The sequence below is a fragment of the Streptomyces sp. NPDC127595 genome, from assembly GCF_042671685.1.
Taxonomy (GTDB): Bacteria; Actinomycetota; Actinomycetes; order Streptomycetales; family Streptomycetaceae; genus Streptomyces.
On the sequence record NZ_JBHXWK010000003.1, the window covers coordinates 47,929 to 71,792 of the forward strand.

The 23,864-nt window shown below is 70.5% G+C and carries 14 protein-coding genes and 5 pseudogenes; 6 read left to right on the forward strand and 13 right to left on the reverse strand.

The genetic code is table 11. The features are described from left to right. Positions 1 to 82: 82 nt before the first annotated feature. The 7 genes from ACFVKT_RS11290 to ACFVKT_RS11320 all read right to left on the reverse strand — a co-directional run bounded on the left by ACFVKT_RS11290 (position 83) and on the right by ACFVKT_RS11320 (position 8,426). Positions 83 to 760 carry a response regulator gene (locus ACFVKT_RS11290; RefSeq protein ID WP_385730058.1) on the reverse strand — a complete coding sequence of 226 codons (678 nt, stop codon included), beginning with the start codon at positions 758 to 760 and terminating at the stop codon, positions 83 to 85. Further along, positions 757 to 2,100, reverse strand: coding sequence for a sensor histidine kinase (locus ACFVKT_RS11295; protein WP_385730061.1), 1,344 nt, complete (start codon positions 2,098 to 2,100; stop codon positions 757 to 759). The genes ACFVKT_RS11290 and ACFVKT_RS11295 overlap by 4 nt, the downstream gene beginning before the upstream one ends. Positions 2,101 to 2,263: 163 nt before the next feature. Next, on the reverse strand, positions 2,264 to 2,941 hold the full coding sequence (locus ACFVKT_RS11300; protein ID WP_385730063.1) for a response regulator: 678 nt from the start codon (positions 2,939 to 2,941) through the stop codon (positions 2,264 to 2,266). Continuing rightward, positions 2,938 to 4,449 carry a sensor histidine kinase gene (locus ACFVKT_RS11305; RefSeq protein WP_385731038.1) on the reverse strand — a complete coding sequence of 504 codons (1,512 nt, stop codon included), beginning with the start codon at positions 4,447 to 4,449 and terminating at the stop codon, positions 2,938 to 2,940. Before ACFVKT_RS11305 ends, ACFVKT_RS11300 begins: the two co-directional genes overlap by 4 nt. Positions 4,450 to 4,525: 76 nt before the next feature. Further along, positions 4,526 to 5,716, reverse strand: a complete 1,191-nt coding sequence (locus ACFVKT_RS11310; RefSeq protein ID WP_385731040.1) for an acyltransferase — start codon at positions 5,714 to 5,716, stop codon at positions 4,526 to 4,528. A 265-nt stretch (positions 5,717 to 5,981) separates the two neighbouring features. Beyond that, entirely contained in the window at positions 5,982 to 6,881 is a 900-nt protein-coding gene (locus ACFVKT_RS11315; protein WP_385731042.1) for an alpha/beta hydrolase, read from the reverse strand. A 462-nt stretch (positions 6,882 to 7,343) separates the two neighbouring features. Beyond that, a complete protein-coding gene (locus ACFVKT_RS11320) occupies positions 7,344 to 8,426 on the reverse strand; it encodes an alpha/beta hydrolase (RefSeq protein ID WP_385730065.1) in 1,083 nt (360 codons plus the stop codon). A gap of 179 nt (positions 8,427 to 8,605) precedes the next feature. On the opposite strand from ACFVKT_RS11320, the gene ACFVKT_RS11325 reads away from it, so the two are divergent. The 3 genes from ACFVKT_RS11325 to ACFVKT_RS11335 all read left to right on the forward strand — a co-directional run bounded on the left by ACFVKT_RS11325 (position 8,606) and on the right by ACFVKT_RS11335 (position 11,904). Further along, positions 8,606 to 9,253 (forward strand): TetR/AcrR family transcriptional regulator, encoded by a 648-nt coding sequence (locus ACFVKT_RS11325; protein ID WP_385730067.1) that lies wholly within the window; start codon positions 8,606 to 8,608, stop codon positions 9,251 to 9,253. A 295-nt stretch (positions 9,254 to 9,548) separates the two neighbouring features. After that, entirely contained in the window at positions 9,549 to 11,522 is a 1,974-nt protein-coding gene (locus ACFVKT_RS11330) for an FHA domain-containing protein (RefSeq protein WP_385730069.1), read from the forward strand. A gap of 28 nt (positions 11,523 to 11,550) precedes the next feature. After that, positions 11,551 to 11,904 carry a hypothetical protein gene (locus ACFVKT_RS11335; RefSeq protein WP_385730071.1) on the forward strand — a complete coding sequence of 118 codons (354 nt, stop codon included), beginning with the start codon at positions 11,551 to 11,553 and terminating at the stop codon, positions 11,902 to 11,904. Positions 11,905 to 11,933: 29 nt separating this feature from the next. On the opposite strand, the gene kynU is transcribed toward ACFVKT_RS11335, so the two are convergent. From kynU to ACFVKT_RS11350, 3 genes and pseudogenes are all read right to left on the reverse strand, one after another. Beyond that, positions 11,934 to 13,157 (reverse strand): kynureninase, encoded by a 1,224-nt coding sequence (kynU, locus tag ACFVKT_RS11340; RefSeq protein WP_385731044.1) that lies wholly within the window; start codon positions 13,155 to 13,157, stop codon positions 11,934 to 11,936. Positions 13,158 to 13,170: 13 nt separating this feature from the next. Then, a pseudogene (locus ACFVKT_RS11345) lies at positions 13,171 to 13,992 on the reverse strand (tryptophan 2,3-dioxygenase family protein); the annotation flags it as partial. Between the two features lie 393 nt (positions 13,993 to 14,385). Continuing rightward, positions 14,386 to 14,526: pseudogene (locus ACFVKT_RS11350) on the reverse strand (DUF3151 family protein); the annotation flags it as partial. On the opposite strand from ACFVKT_RS11350, the pseudogene ACFVKT_RS11355 reads away from it, so the two are divergent. From ACFVKT_RS11355 to ACFVKT_RS11365, 3 genes and pseudogenes are all read left to right on the forward strand, one after another. Further along, positions 14,526 to 15,128, forward strand: a pseudogene (locus tag ACFVKT_RS11355) (aminoglycoside phosphotransferase family protein); the annotation flags it as partial. The pseudogenes ACFVKT_RS11350 and ACFVKT_RS11355 overlap by 1 nt on opposite strands. Further along, positions 15,077 to 15,628 (forward strand): class I SAM-dependent methyltransferase, encoded by a 552-nt coding sequence (locus tag ACFVKT_RS11360; RefSeq protein WP_385730073.1) that lies wholly within the window; start codon positions 15,077 to 15,079, stop codon positions 15,626 to 15,628. The pseudogene ACFVKT_RS11355 and the gene ACFVKT_RS11360, both read left to right, overlap by 52 nt. Before the next feature lie 30 nt (positions 15,629 to 15,658). After that, positions 15,659 to 16,258, forward strand: a pseudogene (locus ACFVKT_RS11365) (HAD domain-containing protein). Here ACFVKT_RS11365 and ACFVKT_RS11370 read toward each other — a convergent pair. The 3 genes and pseudogenes from ACFVKT_RS11370 to ACFVKT_RS11380 all read right to left on the reverse strand — a co-directional run. Next, on the reverse strand, positions 16,255 to 16,572 hold the full coding sequence (locus ACFVKT_RS11370; protein WP_385730075.1) for a hypothetical protein: 318 nt from the start codon (positions 16,570 to 16,572) through the stop codon (positions 16,255 to 16,257). The pseudogene ACFVKT_RS11365 and the gene ACFVKT_RS11370 sit on opposite strands and share 4 nt — an antisense overlap. Before the next feature lie 20 nt (positions 16,573 to 16,592). Next, complete coding sequence (locus ACFVKT_RS11375; RefSeq protein WP_385730077.1) at positions 16,593 to 22,916, reverse strand: DNRLRE domain-containing protein; 6,324 nt, start codon at positions 22,914 to 22,916, stop codon at positions 16,593 to 16,595. 753 nt (positions 22,917 to 23,669) lie between these two features. Continuing rightward, a pseudogene (locus ACFVKT_RS11380) lies at positions 23,670 to 23,858 on the reverse strand (DUF2637 domain-containing protein); the annotation flags it as partial. Between the last annotated feature and the right edge of the window lie 6 nt (positions 23,859 to 23,864).

The following is a 23,864-nucleotide window of genomic DNA, read 5'->3' on the forward strand; positions in this document are numbered from 1 at the left end:
GGACGCTAGCCCGACCCGCCCCTCCCTGACCAGGGGCGTCTCCAGGGACGACCCCTATCGGACCACCTCGCCCACCCCCGTCTCACCTGGGCGTGACCAGCCGTGCCTCGTACGCGAACACCGCCGCCTGCGTACGGTCCCGCAGGCCCAGCTTCACCAGGATCCGGCTCACATGGGTCTTGATCGTGGACTCGGCGACGAACAGCCTCGTCGCGATCTCCGCGTTCGACAGTCCCTGCGCGATCAGGACGAGCACCTCAGTCTCCCGGTCGGTGAGGTCGCCGTACGCCGCCTGCGCCGTGGCCGAGAGCCGGGGCACGTCCGCGAGCTTGGCGAACTCGGTGATCAACCGCCTGGTCACGGAGGGGGCGAGCAGCGCCTCCCCGGCCGCCACCACCCGCACCCCGTCGGCGAGCTGGCGCGCCGAGGCGTCCTTGAGGAGGAAGCCCGAGGCTCCCGCCCGCAGCGCCTGATACACGTACTCATCCAGGTCGAACGTCGTCAGGACCAGCACCTTCGCGGCGCCGTCCGCCGCGACGATCTCCCGGGTCGCCTCGATCCCGTTCATCTCCGGCATCCGGATGTCCATCAGCACGACGTCCGGGGCGAGCTCGCGGACCCGCTCGACCGCGTCCCGGCCGTTGACCGCCTCGCCGACCACCTCGATGTCCGGCATGGCACCGAGGAGCACGGAGAAGCCCTCGCGGACCATCACCTGGTCATCGGCGATCAGGACGCGGATCGGAGCGCCGCCTGTCATGAGGACTCCTCTGCGGCGGGCACCGGCAGGAACACCGCCACCTCATATCCCCCGTCGTCCGCCTCGCCCGCCGTCATCTCACCGTCCAGCATCGTGACGCGCTCGCGCATACCGGTGATGCCGTGCCCCGCGCCGTGCGTCGACTTCGCCACGCTCGTCCTCGGTGCGGGGCCGTTGACTATGCGCAGGCCGAGCCCCCCGAGGACGTAGCCGATCTCGACACGGGCCGCCGCGCCCGGCGCGTGCCGCAGGGCGTTGCTGAGGGCCTCCTGGACTATGCGGTACGCCGACAGCTCGACGCCCTGCGGGAGCCCGCGCACCGCGCCCGTCACCACCTTGTCGACGGTCAGCCCCGCGTCCCGCACATTGGCGAGGAGGGCGTCGAGGTCGGCGAGGGTGGGCTGGGGGGCGTCCGGAGCCTCGTAGTCCTCCGCCCGGACGACGCCGAGCACGCGGCGCAGCTCGGTCAGGGCCGCCACCGCGTTCTCCCGGATCGTGACGAAGGCCTGCTCCAGCTCGGGCGGCGGGTTCTCCACCCGGTAGGGGGCGGCCTCGGCCTGGATGGCGACCACCGACATGTGGTGGGCGACCACGTCGTGCAGCTCGCGGGCGATCGTCGTGCGCTCTTCGAGAAGGGTGCGCCTGGAACGCTCGTGCGCCGTCTCCGACTGGTGGGCGGTCACCTCCTGCCTGGCGTCCCGGCGTACGTGCAGGACGGTGACGACCAGGAGAGCCACGGCGGAGAGGAAGAGCAGCGGCACGGTGTTGGTACCGCTGTAGTACCCCCCGTGGAAGAAGGTCTCGGCGAAGATCCCGTACAACGCGGTCAGCGTCCACATCCACGCTGCGGTGCGCGGCCTCGTCCGGAGCGCCACGACCGTCAGCACCACCAGGTGGGCCACGAAAATGCCCGGCGACCATGGCCAGGCGGTCCAGCTGTCGCCGAGGACGCCGACGACGGGGGTAGCCGCGAACGAGACCCAGAAGGCACCGACCGGCCGGACCAGCGTCAGCAGGACCGGGAGCAGGGCGAGGAGGGCGCATATCAGCGCCACGATGCTGTCGCCGTCACTGGTGGTGTTCGCGATGGCCATCGCGAACAGTCCGGCCGCCGCCACCACGGCGTGCGGGGTCCAGGCCGCGTGCTTCCGTATGCCCGCGGGCAGCCGTCGGGTGAGCGGGCCGTCCACCCGCATCCGCGGCAGCGGACGGTAGGCGAAGGCGTCATGGAACAGGTCCTGCCGCAGCCCGCGCAGGGCGTCCGCGGCCAGCCGGAACTCCGGGCTGCGCGGCTTTGCCCCGCCCGGCGGCGTCATCTGCGTCTGGGTCGTCTCGGTCACATTGAAAAGGTAGGCCGCCCCCGGGGTCTCGGTCGTCACCAGGGAGGAGGGTCCTTCGGGATCCGTCTCAGGTACTACGGGTATCGCCGCGGTCCCTCGCTGGAGGGGGGCGGAGGGCACAGCGGGCGGGGCGGAGGGCCCAGGGAGCGAACCTATTCGCGGCTCAGTAGCCGGACGGGCGTACCAGTCCTGACTCGTAGGCGAAGACCGCTGCCTGGGTGCGGTCGCGCAGGCCGAGCTTCACCAGAATGCGGCCCACGTGGGTCTTCACGGTCTGCTCGGCGACGACGAGGCGCTCGGCGATCTCCGCGTTCGACAGGCCTTGGGCGATGTGGGCGAGGACTTCCGTCTCGCGCTCGGTCAGCTCGCCCACGCGCTGTTTGAGGGGGGAGCGCGGTGTGGAGCCGAGCCGGGAGAACTCGGTGATGAGGCGGCGGGTGATTCCCGGCGCAAGCAGGGCGTCGCCGGCCGCGACCACCCGTACCGCCTCGGCGAGCTGGTCCGCGGACGCGTCCTTGAGCAGGAACCCGGAGGCACCGGCGCGCAGGGCTTCGTACACGTACTCGTCGAGGTCGAAAGTGGTGAGCACCAGCACCTTGATCTGAGGTGTCTCCTCGGTGATGCGTCTGGTGGCGTCGATGCCGCCGAGCCCGGGCATGCGGATGTCCATCAGGACGACGTCCGGGGCGAGTTCGGCGACCTTGGCAATCGCGTCCAGGCCGTCGACCGCCTGGCCGACCACCTCGATGTCGGGCTGGATGTTGAGCAGCACGGTGAAGCCCTGCCGGACCATCTGCTGGTCGTCGGCGATCAGTACGCGGATGGTGCCGCTGCTCGTCATGCGTTCTCTTCTCCTGCGAAGTCTGTGGAACCTGTGGTGCTTGTCGTGCCTGTAGGAGCTGTGGTGCTTGGAGTCCCCGTTGAGTTCGTAACCGCCGCTGTGGGCGTGGTGTCCGTGATGGCCCTGGTGGCTGTGGACTTCGCCGTGGCCGAGATGCCTGTGGAGTTGTCGTCCGGGGACGCGTCGGGGGGCAAGGCGTCGCCGCGGGGCAGGAAGGCTGCAACCACGAAGCCGCCGTGCGAGGTCACCGAGGTCATGAGGGTGCCGCCGAGCATCACGGCGCGCTCCCGCATGCCGAGCAGACCGTGGCCCGCGCCCGGTGACGGCGGGGCCGGGCGCTCGGGTCTGGAGTTGATGACCCGTACCTGGAGGCCACGGGGGAAGTGACAGAGCTCGACGCGGACCACCGAACCGGGAGCGTGCCGCAGGGCGTTGCTGAGGGCCTCCTGGATGATCCGGTAGGCGGACAGTTCCACGCCTGGCGGGAGGGGGAGTTGGTCGCCGGTGATCTCGGTGGTCACCGCCAGTCCGGCGGCGCGGGTGTTCTCGACAAGGGCGTCGAGGCGGTCGAGCGTGGGCTGCGGGGAGTTCGGGGTGGCGCCGGTGCCGGCTCCGAGGCCGTACGGGTCCTCCGGGTTCTCCGAGCGCAGGACGCCGAGGACCCGGCGCAGCTCGGTGAGTGCTTCCAGGGCGTTCTGTCTGATCCCCTCCAGGTTCTCCTTCAGCTCCTGTGACGGGTTCTCGACGAGGTGCGGGGCGACCTGGGCCTGGATGGAGATCACCGACATGTGGTGGGCGACCACATCGTGCAGTTCGCGCGCGATACGGCTGCGCTCCTCCAACAGCGTGCGCCGGGCCCGCTCTTCCGCGGTAAGCGAGGCCTGCTCGACGAGCTGGTTGCGGGCCTCGCGCCGGCCACGGAGCGCGGTGCCGAGGAGGACGACAGCGGCGAAGACGATGACCGCCGGCACGCCCGTCGAGGAGTAGGACACGGCGCCGAGGAGCCCCTGGATGACGTAGGTCAGCAGCGCGGTGAGGGCCAGCGCCTCCATGGCCACCCGGGTGCGCACCCGCAGAGCCAGCAGGAACAGCACGACCGCGTGCGCGACGATGCCGGGCCCGCCCCACGGCCAGGAGGCCTCGCTCACCACATGGTTGCTCGCTTGGTTCGAGATCAGGCCGGGGCGTGCTGCCTCGGCGGCGACGAACGTGGCGACCAACGAGAGCCACCAGGCCGGAACGGGCCGCCACAGCACGAGCACCACCCCGATGCCCTGGGCAAGCGCGGTCAGCACACCCAGCTCCGGGCTCACGCCGTAGTCGGTGCTCATCTGCTCCGTGTTGGCGACGCTCGCGACTACCGCGGTCACAATGACCACGACATGCGGGAACCAGCGCAGCCAACGGGGCCGCGACAGGGGCGGCAACGGCAGCCGGGCGAAGTCACCCGCGTCCTCCGACAACGTCCGCAGCACTGTGCGGAGTCGCTGCGCGACCACCTGCGCAATCGAGGGAGACGGCGGCGGTGCGGACGCTTCGCCGCGCGTGATGCTCTTGTCGCTCGCCCCGTTCACGGGGTCAACCCTAGGCACGGGGAACCGACTTCGCTCCGGCGGAGCCGGGACGGCGGTGGACGCGGACGACTCGGGAGGGCCCGCCGGTGCGGCGGCGGTCGCGGCGGTGGGGGCCCTGTTCGTAGGTGCGAAAGGCGGACCAGCAGACGGCGAGGGCGAGGGCGAAGACGGGGAGCCAGGCGAGACGGGCCGCCACCCAGCCGAGGTTGTCGGGGACGGTGTGCAGGCCGGGGAGCCGGCCCGCGAGGAGGCCCAAGGCGGTGACCGCCATCAGGGATGTCTGGTGCCACAGAAATATCGTCATCGCGGAGAGATTGGCGAGTGCCACCACCGCCCAGGCCGCGGGGCGCCTCATCCAGCGGCGCAGCGGCCCGCGCAGCAGCAGGGCGAGACCACACTGGGCCAGCCCGAAGGTGACAACGGCCAGCGTCGGCGGGTCCAGGTTGGAGACCGCCGCGCCCGGAACACCGACCATCGACGCCGGATACCCCGCCCACGCCACCAGCCCCGCGGTCGCCGCCGCCCCACACCCGAACAGCACCCAGCCCGCGCGCCGACTGTCCAGCTCACCGCGCGTCCAGGCCGCGCCCAGCGTGAACGGCACCAGCCAGCCCGCCGCCACGTTCACCCAGCCGAGCCAGGCCGGACCGCCGAATCCGAAGCGAATGAGATCCACATGGAGAACGACGGCCAGCGGCCACAGCGGGTTGAGCCGCGTCAACAGGGGTGTCGCCGCGGTCAGTCCCGCGAAGACCAGGAGGAACCAGAGCGGGGACAGCGCCAGCTTCACCAGCGCGTGGACCGTCTCGAAGCCCGTGCCCGACACGAGCAGACAAACCGCCGCCACCGTCCAAAGGGCCAGCACCGCCGCCACCGGTCTGAAGAGGCGGGCCAGGCGTGTGCGCAACCACTGTCCGTACGTCGTGCCGCGGGCGCGCGCCGACGCGTAGCCCTTGGTGGCCACATGGCCGCCCACCAGGAAGAACACGGCGAGCGTCTGGAAGACCCAGGAAATGGGGGCCAGCCAGGGCATGTGCCGCAACGGGCTCGCCGCGCGCAACGCGCCGCCGTCCGCGACCAGGGCCGTCACCAGCCAGTGGCCGAGTACGACGCCGGCGATCGCGAGGGCGCGCAGGGCATCGACGGCGCGGTCCCGCTCGGCGGGGGTCGCCTCGTCGATACGACGGGCACCGGCCCTTATGTCGATGCCGATGCCGATGCCGTGTGCTGCCGCCGCCGCCCGTATAGCTGTGCCGGGTTTGGCAGTTCGCACGACGTGCGGGTGCGGGTGCGGGGGACTCGACGGGCGCGGGGGATCCGACGGATCCGACGGACGCTGTGGATCCGCCGGACGCGATCGGTGCGACGGATGCGGTGGATCCGACAGATGCGATCGGTGCGACGGCGGTAACACCTGCGCGGGATTCAACAAGTCCGCCGGGTGTGACGAGCGCGCCGGGTGCGACTCACGCATGGGTTACCTCCAAGGTGTCGCCGAGGACGATTCGGGCGAGGTTGTCCAGGGACACCGAGCCCGGTGTGAAGTAGTCGCTGTGGCCGACGCCGCCCGCCGCGAAGACGTGGGCGCCGAAGTCCGGAGAGACCGGGTCGGTGCCGAAGCCGACGGTCGTGCCGAAGATGTCGGCGCGCGTGTGCGGGACGCCCGCTATCCAGTCGTCGGCTCCCCGGGCCGCCCAGACACGGGCGGACGTGTGCAGTGCCGCGACCGAGTCCGCGCCGGTGCCCGGACTGCCGACAAGCACGATGTCGTCCACGTCCAGGCCCTGCGCCGCACGTCCGCAGACCACCGTGCCGTAGGAGTGGCAGAGCAGGGAGACGGCCGCTTTCTCGCCGACGACGCCCCGCAGTTCGCGTATGAACCCCTTCAGGCGCGGGGCTGCGGCGTCGGCTCGGTCTGTGGTCAGCACCGTGGTGCTCACCGTGCGGGGCGCCTCATAGCCGAGCCAGGCGACGACGGCCGTACGCGGGCCGAGGCGCTCGTGCAGGGAGAGGGCGCCGGCGCGGAACCGGTCGTACGTCTCCAGAGTGGTGTCGGAGCCCGGGACCAGGATCGCGACGCGGTCCGCCTGGGCGAGGTCGCCGAAAACCTCTACGGCCTGGCCCGGTCCCCGGCCGTCGAAGGAGAGGAAGTGGCGGGAGGAGTCGGCCATGGCCCGGTCGGCGGCCGCGCGGGTGCTGTCGCCACGGTCCGCGGCCATGCGGGCCGCCTCTGCGGCGTTCGCTCCGTTGGCCGCGTACGCCTCGTCCAGCGTGGATGCCTTCATGGGGCCGAGCGTCGCGGGCGCCGGGGCGGGGATCTGGGGCCGGGCGGCCGCCGCGGCCACGGGGACGACGACCGCGCCCATGACCAGCGCTGCGAGCAGAGTGCGGCGCAACCGCCGAACCACTCGTCCGGCGCGCCCACCGGGCGTCGGCCTCGCCACCAGCGGCACCGCGACGGACTCCGGCCCCACGACAGGCACCGGCCCCGCCGCCGTCTCCCCGTCCCCCTCCCCCTCCGCCTCCGCCTCCGCCTCCGCAGGCGATACCCCTCTGCCCGCCCCGCTCTCCTTCGCCCCGTAGCCCATGCCGATCTTCCCTCCCCGTACGCCCGCTCATCGGGCGCCACTGGATGGGAAGTTACGGATCGTCACGTGTCGTCGGCGTCCCACCATGGAGCTCACTTGGCAGGTAGCTCTCAGGTATTAGGGGTATGACCGGGCAGCCGATCACGAGCCGCATACGAGTCGGGAATGAACCTCTCCAGGCGTCACCCCGCGCGCGTGCCACAGTCAAGCTCCCCGGGAGGGGAGGGACAACCACCCTCTTCACCAAGCCAGTTGGGCGATCTCCTCCGCCACCACCGCGCACGCGTCTGCCGCCGGATCGATCAGCGGAAAGTGACCGACGTCCTCAAGGAGCGTCAGGCCGACCACCTCGCCCGCCTTCGCGGCGGCGTCGGCGTACGACTCGGCGACCGCCTGGGGGACGACGATGTCGGTACGGCCCTGTACGAGGGTCGTGGCGATGCCGGTGGGGAGGAGTTGCGCGGGGTCGGCGTACGGCAGGCGCTCCGCGAACTTGTCTTCACCGCCGAGGAGTTGGAGCGCGGCCCCACCGCACACGTCGAGTTTCTCAGCGACTCGGAAGTCGGCGATCGGGGCGAGGGCGACGACGCCGCGCAGGGGCGCCGGGCGGTCGGTGTGCCAGGGGGCATCGGCCGGCAGGAGGTGCCGGGCGGAGACCCACAGGGCGAGGTGGCCGCCCGCCGAGTGGCCCGTGACGACGATGCGGCGCGGGTCGGCCTGCGGCAGCTTCTCCCGTACGAGCGCGGGGAGGGCGTCGAGCGCGGCCGCCACGTCGTCGAATGTGTCCGGCCAGCGGCCGGCGACCGGAGCGTCGTCACCCTGCGCGGGGACCGCACCGCCCCGTGCGGGAATCGCGTCACCCTGCGCCAGAACCGCACCGCCCTGGTCGGGGACCGCACCGCCCTGCGCGGGAATCACGCCGCCCTGCGCCGGAACCACGCCACCCCGGCGGTACTCGACATTGGCCACGGCGAAACCGCGGCGGGCCAGGAAGTCCGCGAACGGGGTGATGTGGCGACGGTCGTACGGGGCACGCCAGGCGCCGCCGTGCAGGACTACGACGAGGGGGGCGAGGACGGCGGGATCAGGCTCGCGCGGCGCGTAGAAGTCGATCACCTGGTCGGGGTGGTCGCCGTACGCGACGGTGACGTCGGGGTCGACGGGCGGGTGCGAGAAGGCGGACGCCTCTTCCACGGCGTCGCGGCTCACGGCCGCCTCACTACTCACGGCCGCCTCACGACTCACTGCCGCCTCACGGCTCACGGCGGCGTCGCCTGCTCCCGCGTGCCCGGCGTCGTCCCTAGCTGCGGCGTCGTCCTGCATGCTCCAACCTCTCAGCGGTGAAACGGATTTGGCGGACCAGGGAAGAATTCGGCCGTTGGCGGGGACGCTATCAGGCCCGTGACGTGCGCCGACACGGGGATGTCACTGTCGGTTAAGGTCAAACGGTTCTGCTGTTTCGTTACGCTGACGGGCAGACCACGTACGCGAGGGAGTCCCCCATGTCCGCCGAGCGCGCCAGGCCCGCCGAGGCCGTCGGGCCCCCCGCCGAGCCCGGCACCGTACGCCCCGGGGGACGCACCGCCCGCGTGCGTACGGCCGTGCTGCGCGCCGCCGGTGACGTACTCGCCGAGCAGGGTTTCGCGCACCTCGACCTCGCCGATGTGGCGCGACGGGCCGAGGTGGGCAAGACCACGGTCTACCGGCGGTGGGGGTCCGTGACCGGGCTGGTCGCCGACCTGCTGAGCGACATGGCGGAGCAGTCGCTGCCCCGTACGGAGACCGGATCGGTGCTGGGCGACCTGCGCGCCAACGCCGCGCTGGTACGGCGGACGCTCGCCGATCCCCGGCAGGGGGCGCTGTTCCAGGCGGTCATCGCCGCGGCCGCGGGCGACGGGCGTACGGCGGAGGCACTGCGGCGGTTCTACGACGTCCGGGTCGCCGAGTGGGCGCCCTGTGTCGAACAGGGCGTCGCGCGGGGGGAGTTGCCGCCGGGTACCGACCCCGCGCTGGTCGTGCGCGCGGTGTCGGCGCCGCTCTACTACACCCTGCTCACCACGGGGGCGGCCCCGGACACGGCCGCCGCCGACCGCGCGGCCGAGGCCGCCGTCGCCGCGGCCGCGGCCGGGGTGTACGTCGCCGCCGAGTGACCCGCGGTGAGGCCGCTTACTACGTCACACACCCACCCGGCAATCCCCAAAACTGCGGATTGCGGGGCACGCCCGCGCACCAGGAGCATGGACTCAACTCGGCTATTTCATGACATTTGTGACGCCTGAGGGCGGTGAGCCGGGACAGGGCCGCGGTGCACCCGGAGGGGGCTGCGGTACGGGGGAGTGATGTTCCATGCCGGGAACGCCGGGAAGGCCGGGAACACCGGGAACACCGAGAAATCCGGGAGCGCCTCGAACACCGGGTGCAGGTGCCGACCCGCCCTATCTCGTCGTGACCGTGCCCGCGCATCTCGCCGGCACTCGGTGGACGCTGACGCGGGACTCGCATATCGTCGGACGGTTCGGTGACATCAGGCTGCCGGCGCCGGACGTGAGCAAGCGCCATGCCGAACTGCGGCGGGGCAGCGACGGGGTCTGGCTGAACGACCTCGCGTCGAGCAACGGCGTTCTGCACAACGGGGTCCGCATCGAACCGGGCCGGCCGGTCAGACTGTCCGAGGGTGACCAACTCCGTTTCGGATCCATGTGGTTGACCTTCCGCAATCCCGCCGACCAGCCGGACACACGGCTGATTCCCGAGGCGGACGGCCCCAGCCCCCACCCCCACGTCAACCCCGGCCCCTCCACCGTCACCGACGTCCGCGACTTCCGCAATCGAAGCCGAAATCGCGGCGACGGCGCGCGCCCGGCCGCCACTCCGCCCACCCCTCCCCCGCACCCCCCGCACCACGCACAGCCCCCGCCCATCGAGGACGACGCCCGCACGATGGCGACCCGGCACCTCGCGGCGGCCACCCAACTCGACCCCGGGTTCGCCGACTTGGTCGTGCACCAGGTGGTGAACGAGCCCTACCGCGCCCTCGCCCCGGTGTTCGGCGCGGATCTCGGCATCGTCACCCGCTGGGCACTGTCCGCGCGGCGCCGCCGACTCTCCCGCGATGGCGCGCTCTGCGCCCTCCTGGTGTTCCTGGTCGCCGTGATCGGCATCGGCGTACGCACCCACCTGGACGAACTCAGGGCCGGACAGGCGGACTTCGACTGGCAGGGGTACGCCGTCGCCGCCGTGGCCGTCCTCACCCTCGCCTGGCTCGTCCTCGCGCTGGACGTATGGGTGACCCAATTCCTCGTACTGCGCCGGAAGTTGACCGCCAGCCGCTACGACCCCGCCCACACTCCCGAAGCGCTGGGCTCCCGGGTACGGGAACGGCTCGCCGCCGTGGCCGAGCGCCCGGCCGGGAACATGGTCGTCTGCTCCGACTACTGGCCCTTCGCGGGCAGCGGCGACCAGGTGGACGAGTGGGAACGCCCCGTCGACATCCGCAAGGGCGCGCGCAGCGAGAACGGCGGTGGCCGCCGCAGGCCACAACCCTTCACCACCGGCGAGTTGTACGACGTACTCATCGCCGCCGCCCGGGGGCTCGGTCTGGCCAACCTGCGGGTCGAGGAACGCCTCTTCGTGGACGGCCACGACGTCGCCCGCGACCAGCGGCTGCTGCCCGACCGGCTCCGACCGCCCCTGACCCGTATCCCGACCGCCCTGATCCGGAGCATGCCGGACGGACTCGGAACGACTCGACGGTCATACGTCAGTATCGAAGTGCCTGCCTGGAGCGGCCAGTTGGTGCTGACGATGTTCCTGCGCGCGGTGCAGGTCCAGGGAACTCTCTACCTGGAGTTCTCGGCGTACGCCCTGCTGCCGATGCGTCCCGAGTACTACACCGTCGACAACCTGCCCCACCGTACGGCGGGTGGAGCCGCCGTACGCGCGCTGACGGCGGCACTGCCCTGGACGCTGCCCGCCCTGCTGCGCTCGCCGGGAGCCCTGGTCCGTCGCGCGGCGGCCTCCCGCGCGGCCGCGGCGCACCGGCGCCGCCAGCGCCGCACGATCAGCGGCGGCTACCGCTTCGACTACGGCGCCCAGTACAGCATCCGGGAGTACGCGCGCGGGCTGGACGAGGGGCGCTACTTCCTCGGCCGCGACCTGACGCGAATCCTCAACACGACCCAGCAGCATCTGCTGAACACCATCGGCGACTTCCTTGAGTCCAAGGACATCGACTCGGACGACTTCCAGCGGCTCCAGCAGAACATCGTCCAGAACTTCGGCGACGACAACCGGGTCTACGCCGACAACAACCGCGGCAACCTGATCGCCCACGCCAAGAACGCCCGGGCAGGCGGAGCCCCCGGCGGCCGGCGAGGTGGCGGCGGCCAGGCTCCCGGACGGTCCGCCCAACAGAGCTGACCCGGTCCACACCAGAGGAGAAGGACATATGGCACACCGCGACGACAACAGCGTCCACGCCGACAACAACCGCGGCAACCTGGTCGCCCACGCCAAGAACGTCCGGGTGTACGGATCGCCCGGCCAGAGCCCCGACACCCTTGAACTCCAGCGCCGCATCGAGGAGTTGCAACGTCTCCTCACCCAGCACGCCGCCGCCCTCCCCGACGCCGAACGGCTGCGCCAGGTCACCCAGGAACTCGGCAACCAGCTTCAGGACCCACAGCCCAACCGGACCGTCGTACGCAGCCTGCTGGACTCCCTGACGGCGGGAGCCGGCGGTGTGACCGCCGTACTCACCGCCGTCACCGGCCTCACCCAGTTCGCCTCACGGTTCGTGTGAATCCATCACCGGTCCGGTGAACCGGCAGGTCATCCCAGGACCTCCGCGAGTACCCTCGCCGCCCGCTCCACCTCCGCGAAGCCGACGTACAAGGGGGTAAAACCGAACCGAAGGACGTCCGGGTGCCGGAAGTCTCCGACGACCCCCCGTTCGATCAGGCCCTTCATGACCTGGCCCGCGTCCGCGCAGCGCAGTGCCACCTGGCTGCCGCGCTCCGCGTGCGCGGACGGTGTCAGGGGCTCCACCCGGCCCTCGGTGACGTACGCCGCGACGCACTCGAGGAAGAAGTCCGTGAGAGCCAGGGACTTGGCGCGCACCGCCTCGATGGAGAGGCCCTCCCACACCTCCAGGGCCGCCTCAAGGGCCAGCATGGACAGGATGTCCGGGGTGCCGACGCGGCCCCGCAGCGCGCCCGGGGCCGGGGCGTACGACGGGTCCATGCCGAAGGGGTCGGCGTGCGAGTTCCAGCCCGGAAGTGGGGAGTCGAAGCGGTCCTGCAGCTCTTCGCGCACATAGAGGTACGCGGGTGAACCCGGGCCGCCGTTCAGGTACTTGTAGGTGCAGCCGACGGCCAGGTCGACCCCGTGGGCGTCGAGGCCCACCGGCAGGGCGCCCGCGCTGTGGCACAGGTCCCAGACCGCGAGGGCGCCCGCGGCGTGGATCGCGGAGGTCAGCGACGGGAGGTCGTGCAGGCGGCCGGTGCGGTAGTCGACGTGGTTCAGCAGGACCGCCGCCGTACGGGGGCCCAGCGCGTCCATCACCTCGCCCGGCGCGACGGGACGCAGCGTGCGGCCCGTCAGACGCGCCGCCGACTGGGCGATGTACCCGTCCGTCGGGAAGGTCGTCGCGTCGACCAGGATCTCGTCCCGGTCGTCCCCGGCCAGCCGCACGGCACCCACAACCGCCTTGAAGACGTTGACACTTGTGGAGTCGCCGACCACGATCTGGCCAGGCGCCGCCCCGACCAGGCGACCGATCCGGTCACCGATCCGCTCCGGCGCCGTCCACCAGCCGCTCTCGTCCCAGGACCGGATCCGCAGCTCGCCCCACTGACGGCGTACGACGTCGTCGAGGTGGCCGGGGACGTTCGCGGGCAGCGCGCCGAGCGAGTTCCCGTCCAGGTACACCACGTCGTCGAGGACGAACCGCTCACGCAGCCCGGCCAGTTCATCGGCGGAGTCGAGCTCCTCGGCCCTGCTCCGCAGCCTGCCGAGTTCGTCCGAGGCGTCCAACTCGTCGGCCCGCCCGCGCATATCGAACCGCCCCTCAGACATGAGACCTCGCCGTCCACAGCTCCGGGAACACGTTCTTCTGCGCCCGCTTCTCCAGCCAGGCGACCCCGGCGGAGCCGCCCGTGCCCGTCTTCGCGCCCATCGCACGGCGCGTGGCGACGAGGTGGTCGTTGCGCCAGCGCCACACCAGTTCGGCGACATCCGTCAACGCCTCGCCGAGACGGGCGAGTTCGGCGTCCTCGTCGCCCGCGTACAGCGCCGTCCACACCTCTTCCACCTCCGGCGAGGGCTCATAGCGCAAGGACACATCGCGTGTAAGCACCGCCGCCGGGATCGCGTGCCCGCGTCGCGCAAGGAGCCCCAACACCTCGTCGTACAGGCTCGGTTCGTGCAGCGCCTTCTCCAGCTCCGCGTGGACGCGCGGCGCGCCGCGGTGCGGGACCAGCATGGACGCGGACTTGTCGCCGAGCAGGAACTCCATCCGGCGGTACATCGCGGACTGGAAGCCGGAGCCCTCACCGAGGGCGCCACGGTACGAGTTGAACTGGGCCGGCGTGAGCTGCGCGAGGGGCCGCCAGGACGCGTTCAGCGCCTCCAGCTCCCGTACGGACCGCTTCAGCGCGGCCACCGCGACCGGCACCCGGTCCTCGCGGAGCGCGTTCGCCGCGGTCTCCCACTCGTGGACGATGACCGTGAACCACAGCTCCATGACCTGGGTGGTCACCAGGAAGACCATCTCTCCGGGGTCGTCGGAGCGGGTCTGCTGGAGGTGGGTGAGGACATCCGCCTGTACGTAGTCCTCGTACGGCGTGGTGCCATGGAAGTCGAGATGCGGGGTCTCGGGCTCCTGAGCCTCTGCGAGACGGGCCTCTGCGGGCTGAGCCTCTGCGAGACGGGCCTCTGCGGGCTGGTCCTCGGCGAGACGGGCCTCTGCGGGCTGGTCCTCGGCGAGACGGGCCTCTGCGGGCTGGTCCTCGGCGAGACGGGCCTCTGCGGGCTGGTCCTCGGTGAGACGGGCCTCTGCGGGCTGGTCCTCGGTGAGACGGGCCTCTGCGGGCTGGGGAGCCTCTGCGGGCTGAGCCTGCTGGGACGACATCGCTGTCTCCTGATGCGTACTCCGGGTAGCGGTCCGCCCCTGCCGATTCCGACACGGGGGCCCCGGTCCCCACCGGCATCCTCCGCAATCGTCCCCCGAAAACGCAAGGCCCGCCTGGTCACACCAGGCGGACCTGCACAAACGCGGTGCGCGCTAGCCCAGCGTGTGCGCCGCCGTCGGAGAGGAGTCCTTCAGGAACTGGCTGCAGCGCTCGTACTCCTCCTGCTCGCCGATCGCCTGTGCGGCGCGGGCGAGGCCGTGCAGGGCGCGCAGGAAACCGCGGTTCGGCTCGCTGGCTCGGGATGCTGCTGGAAGACCTCGGCGCCCCCATCCGCGAAGCCGACGACCTCGACGGCGCCGCCGCAGCCGTGGTCCTGCACCGCACCCGAACCGCCTCCGCCCTCCCCGTCCTCGACCAGGAGCGGCTGCGCACCCTGCCAAGCCGGGCCCTGGACCACCTCGCCCAACTCCGCAAGGCGGAACGGTGGCAGGACACCGACGACAACGAGGACGCGCTCGACCGAATCGCCCAGGCCGCCGAAGCCCCCTCAGCCGGTACGACCGTGGCCCCGTTCGGCTGGGTGCACTCCGAGTTCCACCCCACCAGCCTCCACATCGGCCGACACGGCTGGCGACTGCTCGACTTCGCCCGCGCTTTCACCGGCCCCGGCCTGCTCGACCTCGCCAGCTGGCACGGCACCATCGACGAACCCGACCCCGTCCGCCTGCGCGTCTTCCTGGAGACCTACGTCACCGAAGGCGGCACCCCTGACGCCCTCGCAAAACGAGGCGGTCTCTCCGCCGAGAAGTGAGCGCTGGGCTGGCACCGCATGTGGGCCGTCGAGTGGTTCATGGAGCAGTCCATCCGCTGGATCAACGACCCGGCCACAACGCCGCCAAGCTCGCCACGCGCTACGGCGCCCAGGTCACCGCCGTCGACCTTGTCGGCCTCCAGATCCGCCGAGCCCGCTCCCACTACGGCCGACTGAACAACCTGACCTTCGTCGCCGGCCACGCCCTGCATTACCTGCAAGCCTCCGACGAGCAGTTCGACGCCATCTACTCCGTCTTCGGAGCCATCGGACTGACAGTCCCCGAGCTCCTACTGCCCGCCATGGCCCAGCACCTCAAACCCGGGCGGACCCTCGCCTTCTCCGTCCCCCACCCCCAACGCGGCGGCCTGCGCCCCACCACCGACGACCGGCCCCGCCGCGACGACGTCACCCTTCCCGACCTCACCCGACTGCCCATCGCCCGCTGGGACTTCGACGCCGACCGCCGGGAAAGACACCTCGACCACTCCGGCCTCCGGCTCACCTCGGCCCCGGAGTTCCACGACGCCCGCCACGGTACCTGCCGGCCCACCACCCTGCTGATCACCGCCCGCAGGCTCTGATCCCCAGCCCCGGATTCCCTGGGAGAACCGATGCGCCCGCCCTACCTGCTCCTCGACGTCGACGGCGTCCTCATACCCTTCCCAGACGCCGACGGGACCACCCCGGCCACCCACACACGCCACGACGTCATCCCGACATGACGAACCCCCGACAACCCCGTCACCGTCTGGCTGAACGCGGCACACGGCCCCTTGCTCATGCACTCGTTCCGGTCCGGCTTGGTCACCCCCGTCTGGTGCACCAGCTGGCGCCGCGACGCCACCGCCCTGATCAGCCCGCTGCTCGGCCTCCCGCCCCTGCCGTACATCGACCTGCCGCGCCCGCAGATCGCCACCAGCCACCCCAGCGGCTGCCTCTGGAAACGCGACCACGTCGAAACCTGGCTCGACGACGCACCCGTCATCTGGATCGACGACGACTTCACCAGCCTCGACCACGTTTGGGCCGCGGAACGGACCAAGGGAAGACAGGCCACCACCCTTGTTCAGCCGTATCCCCACGTCGGCCTGCTGGCCGAGCATCTGGTCGAGGTCCTGAGTTGGGCCGCGCGAATTCAGCATGTGGTCGAGACGCAGGCAGGCCCGGGTCCATCGACCCGGGCCTGCCATCTCGTACGCGGATGTTCCTAGAGGTGTGTGTTCTCTCGACGCTTCCTGAGCACTCTGAGGACCAGCCAGATCAGAGCGACCTGGACAATGCCCGCGATCGCCTGCACCGAGGGGGCGTATCCGTCCGCGCCGGGGCTGTAGTCGTCGAAGCCGAAGATCACCGCGGCGAAGAGGAACAAGACCGTCGTCACGACACCCGAGGGGAAGGTGATGACGGAAAGGACCACGGACGCGGCGTCCACGCCTTGTTCGACGCTCAGGTAGTCGAGGCCGAACACGACCACCAGGTAGGCCAGGGCGAGCATCACGCCCGCTCTACGAGACGGAAGGTTCACGGTGCTCTTTCCCGGGCCCATCACGCGCCCATGGTGTTGATGTAGTGGGTCAGATCCTTGAGGTTACTGACGAGTTTGGCCCAGGTGCTCTTCGCCTTCTTCACGTAGTTGCTCTTGCCGATGAACCAGGCGTCCGCCCCTGGCGGCACGTTGCCGTGGATGGTGATCCTCATCTGCCCGCTCTTCAGGTGGGTGAAGTAGAAGGAGATGAAGCCGGGGTAGTCCGGGTGACCCCAACGGGTGTCGAACTTCCAGCCGTTGGAGGTGATGCTCTTCACCTTGACCGGGAAGGCGATCTTGACTCCGGCGATCTTCACCCAGAGGTCCATCTTCTGGCCGACGTGGCTGAGCTTCTTCGCATGACCACCGATCGGGAAGACCCAGTTGAAGTTGTCCCGGAACTTCTGGAAGTACCGGTGCGCCGACATGTGCGGGTTCCCGACGTTGTACTTCAGCCAGTAGTCGAACGTTCCGGACGTGTCGGTGCAGTTGACCGGGTCGCCGGAGCAGTAGCCGTAGGCGTTGTCGCCGCCGCCGGCCACCGGGTCCGTCTGGAGGAAGGTGCCGGTGGCCGGGTCGTAACCGCGGGCGCCCATCATCAGCAGACCGCCGGGAGCGTCCGCGGCGCGCGCCGCGGTGCCCAGCCAGCCATAGCGGCCCGTGGCCGTGGTGGCGTCGGGAGCGCCGTACTCGTCGTACCGCTGCACCTGCGGCTGAGCGCCTGAGGCCAGTGGCAGCCGGACGCTGATGTCGCCGTGGAGGTTGGACAGCTGGAGCACGGTGTCACCGCTCGCGCTCGTGACGACGCTCAGCCCGCCGGTCAGGTCGCCGACGTTGCGGCCGACCGTGGTAGCCGTGCCCGCCACTGTGCTGCTCCAAGCGGGGGTGTCCGCGCCGGAGCGGTAGTGCTGGGTGGTGGTCGAGGTCGTGCTCCAGGTGCCGTCCGCGGCCTTCGTCTCGGCCGTGACGCTCGCCTGGCGGCCTGCCACGTCCAGACCCCACGTCGTGCGTGCGGAGTCCTTGGTGACCTGCCGGACCGTGTCGCCCGTGTAGTAAGCGACCGTCGTGCCGTCCACCCCAGTGGTGCGGCGGCCGAAGGCGTCGTACACCGCCTTCGTGGTGGTCGTGCCCCGGGTGGCGGAGACCAGGCGGTCGGCGCTGTCGTAGGCGTACGACGTGCTGTCGGTCAACGGCGCGGTGGTCGAACCGCATGCCTCGGCCAGGGTGGAGGTGGTCAGGCCGGTGCGGTTGCTCCGGTCGTCTCCGAAGGCGTAGGCGCGGGTGGTGCAGGTCGAGCCGGTGTCGTCCTGTGCGGACGTCAGGTGGCCGGCGCTGTCGTAGTCGTAGCCGCTGACGATCGTGCCGCCGTCGGTCTGGGCGTGGGAGGCGAGCTGTCCGGCGATCGTGTAGTCGCCGTGGTCGGCGAGGATTGTCGTGCCGTTCGCGTCGGCGTACTCGCGGCCGGTCTCACGACCGCTCGCGTCGTAGTCGACGGTGAGGATGTTGCCGCCGGGCAGTGTCTCCTTCACGAGTTGCCCGTCGCCGTCGTACGTACCGGTGAACGTGCCCGCGACCGAGTCGGTGACCGAGGTCGGCAGGCCCCGCGGGTCGGCCGCGGTGTCGTAGGCGTACGTCGTGCTGGACGGGACGGAGTCGGTGATGGTCAGGGCCCGGTTGAGGGCGTCGTAGGTGGTGCGGGTGGTGTTGCCCGTGCCGTCGTCGTAGGAGATCTCGCGGCCGAGGCGGTCGATGGTCGAGGTGATCGTCCGCCCGCCCGCGGTGACCTTGGTCTCCAGCCCGGAGGTGCCGTACGTGATGGTGGTGGCGGGCATGTCGGTGCCGGTGCTGCCGGTCACGTTGGTGCCGAGGGGGCGGCCCGCCTCGTCGTAGGAGGACGTGGTGGTGCGGGTGACGCCGCTCGCGGTCTCCTTGACGGTGTCGGCCTGGCCCCAGCGCCCGTAGGTGAAGGACTTGGTCACCAGCTGCGCGGGGTTGTCCCCGCCGCCGGTGACAGCGCCGCCGGGGGTGATCGTGCAGACCAGGCCCGCCCACTCCGGGTGTCCGGCGCAGTCGCCGCTGGTCGCCCAGTAGGCGGCCGTCGTGGTGTCCGCGCCGGTCGCGGTGGCACCCGGCAGGGTGGTGCTCACCTGACGGCCCGCGGCGTCGTAGGCCGCGGTCGTGGTGATCGCCTTGCCCTGCGGGTCGTGGATCTCCTTGACGGCGAGGCCGGTGGTCCAGTCGTACACCGTGCGCACGGTCTCGGCGTCGGCGTCGGCCGGGTAGCCGTCGATCAGGGCTCCGGTGGTCTCGGTGGTGACCTGGTCGGCGACGGCGGCACCGGCGGGACGGTTCTCGTCGTAGGTGCGCACCGTGTGTTCACGAGCCAGGACCGGAGTACCGGCCAGCAGGTCGGTGCCGCCCGCAGGGGCGGTGGCCTTGGTGCGCAGTGTGACGGTGTGCAGGGGGCCGCTGATCTCCCGTTCCAGGGAGGTGCCGGCGGTGCCGGCGGTGAAGACGCTGGTGCTGGAGAGCATCAGGGCCGCTTCGGCGGTGCCTTGCGCCGGGGTGGCGGCGTCGGCACGGGCCTTGTCGAGTTCCGCCTCCAGCAGAGCGTCGGACGAGGCGGACTTCCCGAGGGCGAGTTCCCGGTTGGCGGAGGTCAGGTCTCGGACCAGGTTGCCTTCTGTGTCGTACTCGCTGGTGGAGATGTGACCGCCCGGCTCGGCGACGTTCACGGTGTTCATGTCGTCGTCGAGGTAGGTGATGGTGGCCCGCCGGTAGTCACCCGCCTTCAGACCCGCGCCGGTGTTGGCCGCGGGGACCTGGTCGGCGGGGAAGACGGCGGTGGCCCGGGTGGGCAGGTCGGTCTGGCCCCAGGCGGCCACCGAGGAGGCGTCCATCGGGTAGGGCGCGGTGCTGCCGGAGACCGGGACCTCGTAGACGACCGAGGTCGTGGCCGTGCCGTTGGTGGTACCGCTCGTGCCGGGTGCCAGAGTGGGCCGGGACGCCTTCAGCAGCCGGCCGGCCGGACCGCTCGCGTCGGTGCCGGTGCTGTAGGTGAGGGTCCAGGGCAGCTGACCCGCGGGGGTGTAGGTGACGACGCGCTTGGCGGCGTCGTAGGAGTACGTCTCCTTCTGTGCGGTGGGCACCCGCGGGTCCCACGCTTCGCGCAGCAGACCGTCCGTGTCATAGGCGTACTGGGCGACGACGGTGGCGGTGGCCGCGCCGGCACCCGGGTCGGTGGCCCACACCTTCACCTGCTTGACCTGGTCCTTGACGTCACCGAAACCGCCGCTCGCAGCGGTGGTGGAACCGGCGTAGACGAACTCCAGGACGCGGCAACCCGCCGTGCTCGGCTTGCCGGCGCAGACGGTGTTGTCCTTGTCGATGGCCTTGTTGGGCGAGATCAGGTACTTGGGCCGGCTGAGCGTGCGGCTGCCGACGGGCACGGGTTCCACGACCACGCTGGTGGTGGAGTCTTCGGTGACCTGCTGGCTGGTGCGCAGCGTCCATGTGGTGGCCCCAGTGATCCGACCGAACGTGGAGACGACGCCGGTGACGGAGTCCTGCAGTGTGAAGGTGTCCTGGTCCAGGGCGCCCGTCAGGGTCAGCTGGCCGGCACCGGGCTCCGGAGTCCAGGACGTGCTGGTGCCGGAGCGGGTGAAGGCGACCGAGCTGCCGTCGGCGTTCATCAGGGACACCGAGGTGGCCGAGGTCTTGCGCAGGCTGGTGTAGCCGACACCGGTGGTGGCCGTCACGGACGACACCCAGCCGGGGCCGAAGACCGGTGCCTGCCCCGCGCTCTCGGCGTCGACCGCCCGCGAGGAGAAGGTCCGGGAGACGGACGCGTCGAACACCGACGCGTCGTCGGCCGTCATGGAGAAGTCGCCGGTCAGCAGGTTGACGCTGCCGGGGCCGATGTTCTGCTGCGGCGCCGATCCGGCGGCCCGGTCCAGGGTGACCGACACCGGGATGCTGGAGGCGGAGGACGCGCCATCTGTGAAGGTGGCGCGCAGCTGAACGGTGCCGTCGTCGTCGAGCGTGTCGTCCATGTGCCACACCAAGGGGGTGGCGGTGCCGCCGGTGACGGCGACAGGCCAGGCGCTCACGGACGCCGAGCCCTTGGAGACGTCGCCCACCGGGACGGTGTGCCAGGAGTCGCCGGTACCGCGGCGGTACTCCCAGGTCGCGCCGGTGAAAGCGGAGTCGCCGGTCGCGGTGAGATCGACATCAGAGGTGGTCCAGGCACCGTCGCGGGGCGCGGTCACACCGAGCGAACCGCTTCCGACACCGAAGGAGTAGGCGGTCGTGGCGGTCGACAGGTTGCCGCCGGAATCGATGGTGCGGGCGCGCAGGACGTGCGGGCCGTTCCCGGGGGCGATGGTGATCGTCTGGGTATCGCCGCCAGTGCCGTTCGTGGTGTCGAGGGCCCGCTGGCCGAGCACCGTGGAGTCCAGGCTCCACTGGTATCCGGCGCCGTCGGTCGAGGAGGTGCCGAGCGTGCACGGCACACCGTCGGCGGCCTTGGCCGACCAGGCACCCGCCGGGTAGGCGGCGCAGGAGACGGTCGGGGCGCTGGGCTTGGCGACGTTCGGCACGAAGTAGATGTACGACGACCAGGGGCCGTAGTCGGTGCCGTCGTAGCCGCGCACACGCATACGCATGTGCTGCGCGGGCAGCGCGCCAGTGCTGGGCACGGCGTAGGTGGCCGTACCACCGGAGGCGACGCTCGCGCTGGTCACGGTCTTCGAGTACGCGGCCTCGCTGGTGTACGCGGGGTCATTGGTGACCTCGAACTGCGCCTTGACCGACGAGCCGTCCGCGTCCGTCGCCTTCACCGACAGGGTCGGGGTGTACGTGGTGATGTACCGCTTGCCGTTGTAGGCGTTCACCGAGCTCGGCGAGATCGCGAGCGCGCTCGTCGTCGTGTACGAGTTGTACGTCACCGTCAGGTGCGGCTCCTGCGAGCCGTCCCCGGAGACGTAGTTCGCCGAACGGAAGCGCCGCCAGGTCTGCGAGTCGGTCTCGTCCGGCGACGCGAGGCGCAGGCCGTAGTTGACGGACCCGTCCGCCCACGCCTGGACGATGGCGTCGATGTCGAAGTTCACCGTGCCGGCCGGGCAGTCGTCGCTGTAGCCCTTGGCCGCCGTGCTGGTGACCGCGCCCGTCGTGGTGCTCGTGGGCTGGTCGGCCCAGGTGATGTCCGAGGACGACCAGGACGAGGTGATCCGGCGCACCTGCGTGCCCGCCCCTGAGGTGGCGCAGGTCGAGGAGTAGTACGAGTACAGCGCCAGGTTGGTGTCGGTGATGTGCTTGCCCTTGAAGGGCGACACGTCGAACTTCAGGTACGAGCGGGCCTTGGTTGTGCCCGCGTCGTAGGTGCCCGATTTCAGCTCGGTCGAGGAGACCTGCGAGTCGGTGTAGTTGGTGGCCACCCACGTGTCCGTGGTCACCGCGAGGGTGGAGGTCGGGTCGACCGTGACCGGATACGTCGGGTCCTGTTTGAAGTAGTCCGCGTCCGGGGTCAGAACTAGGGTCTGGGAGCCGTCGTCCGAGGTCTCGACCTTGGTTGCCACCTTCGCCTGATGCCTGGACTCACCGGACTTGGCGTCCTTGGAGGAGTCCCACATCATCGGCGCCGGCGCCTCGGCGACCAGCTTGCCGCCCGCGTCCTTCAGCAGCAGGTGCCCGGAGTCGGCCTCGGAGATCTTCAGGCCGTCCAGCTTGACGGGGATCCGATACGAGAGCTCCCCGTCTGGGGCCTTGTCCAGCACCACGTTCTGCGAGAAGCCCTGCGAGAGCGCCGTCACCGTCAGGGTCTGGCCGTCGCCCAGGTCGTAGGACGCGGTGTCGTCCTTCACCTCCGGCTTGGGCAGCGTGTCGCTCCAGCCCATCTCGAAGGACTTTTCCCCCTTGGCCACCGACGCGAGGGACTTGTCACCGCCGTCCGATACCTTGATGTCCGCCGCCGCAACCTTCGGCTCAAGCGACGAGCCGGTGTCGGACAGCGCGGTGTCAATGTCACGCCACTTGCCGTCGAGCTTCTGCCGGACCGGCCCGGCATACGTCGCGGTCTGCAGTTCTCCGGACGGCAGAGCCCAAGTAGTTGACGTCGTCGTGCGCTCGGACGTCACCTCGATCTTGCGGTCCTGGAGACGGGCCATAAGGAGGGCCGCGGTCACCGAATCAGCTGTGGAGGCAGCCTCCTTGCTGTCGGACGAGGCCGCAGCAACCCCACTGGACGCCGCACTGGTCGGCAGGGCGAAGGCCGCACCCGATCCGATCGAGACCAGCGCTGACTGGGCCGCCAAGGTGGTCACCAGGCCGAGAGCTATTCGTCTCATGCCTATGGGCGCTGCAGTAGCCCCCCTGAGAGACGGCACTATCCGTCTCCCCCTCTTGCTTCTCACTACATCTCCCGATTTCTCTTGCACTCTGCGCGGAATGGTCACATCCGGCACAGGCGGCTCATCCAACACGGAAAGGAAGCACACAAGTAATTTGTGATCGAAAACGGTACGGGAATGTGATCAAGAAAGGCACCAAAGCTATCAATGCGGGCGAAACCCCCAAGACGGCCAGGCAAGTTCGCTGTTCAGGCACCATCTCCGAAAGGTGATCCTGCTTACCGACCTCTGTCGACCTAGAAGCCGATGCATTTGCAACGCATAACTTGCAGCAATACGGGGGAAGTTGAACCACCGTCACTTTGGGGCGTCGACCTAGTCGCTCGGAGCGGCTGGCACTTGGACGAGGTCACGGCGTGGGCCGACCGCGTGAACTCCGCTTATTCAGTAGTCCATTAGGCGTCCTCATGATCTTGGCGGGCTTCACCGCCCTCGCCCCTGGAGACCGGAGCCAACAAGGCCGACTTCCAGGGGCGTCGCCGTGTCAAGCCAGGGTGGTCAGGTTCTCGACGGCTGGGGCTGCCCCTCGGTCCTGATGGAATCGGCCAGATCATGCAGCTCGTCGGCGCTGAGCATCGGGAACATGTCGACGGTGGGGTGGGTCTGGATGATGTTCTCCTTGCCGGACGGGATGCCGGTGGCGCCCCGCGGGTGTTCTGCGGCGTTGTACGGCCGGCGGCAGGGCTCTGGTTGGTCGGCATCGGGCAGCACGAGTGTGGCGATCAGCGCGAGAGCCATCAGCCCGTCGAACACGATCGGGTAGAAGAATGCGGCGGTGGGGTCGGCGCCGATGGCGCCGACCACGTCGGACAGCGCGTTCCACGAGACCCGGAAGGCCACCAGGCCGACGACGAGGGTGACGCGCGCACGCCTCCGCATCGACCC